Source organism: Vibrio sp. 10N.222.46.A1 (assembly GCF_041473595.1).
Taxonomy (GTDB): domain Bacteria; phylum Pseudomonadota; class Gammaproteobacteria; order Enterobacterales; family Vibrionaceae; genus Vibrio; species Vibrio tasmaniensis_A.
Genome location: NZ_JBFRSN010000344.1, coordinates 1 through 1,058, shown reverse-complemented (window position 1 = coordinate 1,058; position 1,058 = coordinate 1). Strand labels below are relative to the sequence as shown.

Annotated in this window: 2 protein-coding genes; both read right to left on the bottom strand. The window is 43.8% G+C overall.

Annotation, left to right across the window (positions count from 1 at the left end):
* The coding region (locus AB4496_RS11195; protein WP_372130971.1) for a LysR family transcriptional regulator at nt 1–653 on the bottom strand (653 nt) is incomplete at its 3' end.
* 188 nt (nt 654–841) lie between these two features.
* Nucleotides 842–1,058, bottom strand: a 217-nt coding sequence (locus AB4496_RS11190; RefSeq protein WP_372130969.1) for a lytic murein transglycosylase, incomplete at its 5' end; no start/stop codon positions are given.

The window sequence follows — 1,058 nt, the reverse complement described above, 5'->3', positions numbered from 1 at the left end:
GCTAAATCCACCGAGTAATCGCCCGCCACTTTGACACTGAGGTTTTCTTGCCCGTTATCAAACGCCCATGACGTGTAGTCTCGTTCACGGCTGCGATAGATAAGACAATTATGGTCAATCAGATCAGATGGCACATGAGGAGTGCCAGCTTTAATCAGATAATCCGGTGATGCGGCTACCACAAATTGGCTGTCGGCTAAACGCTGCGCTATATAACCTTCTGGCAGGTCTTCATTATTGGTGATCCAAAGATCCAAGCGCTCCTCAATCATATCCACTTTGTAATCGAACAAATGCACTTCAATTCTCAGCTGCGGATAGAGCTGTCTGAGCTGATCAATCGCTGGAATGATATGCAGTGTGCCAAATGACTGAGACAAGCCTATGCGGAATATTCCAGAAATGTCGTCACGCTGGCTATCCATATCCATTTGAGCCGCTTTCACCGTATTGAACAGCTGCTCACAATGCTGATAGAACACTTCCCCTGCTTCAGTTAGTGTCAGGCTGCGTGTGGTTCTTTGCACCAGCTTGATACCTATCGAATCCTCGAGCAAAGCAACTTGCTTACTGATGTGAGACACCGACACATTCAAACTTTTTGCTGCACTGGTAAAGCCTTCATGCTTGATTAACGCATGGAATATCACCATCTGTGCGGCTCTATCTGTTAGCACAAGGCCACCTTTAAAAATCTCTGAAATATAAAAGAAAAAGGACTCCGAAGAGTCCTTTAGTTCGTTCTGCCTATGGTAGGCCAAATGCTATTCAAAGCGACCTAAATCTGTTAACCAAATTAGCTCTAATAACCAAATTAAGGCCATTAATCAAATTAGGTCGATTAATCAAACTTAATTCTGTCTGCTAGGTGGCTAACTGCCAACGCAAAGTAGTAAGAACGATTCCACTTCATTAACACATTGTAGTTGTTGTAAATGAGGTAAGAACGGCCAGTTTCATCGTCTGGCATAATTAGCCAAGCTTTAATATCTTCATCAAGCGTTGGTAGTGGGCGATCGTCAAAGCGCTTAATACCGAGTTCAGACCACTCTTTTAAG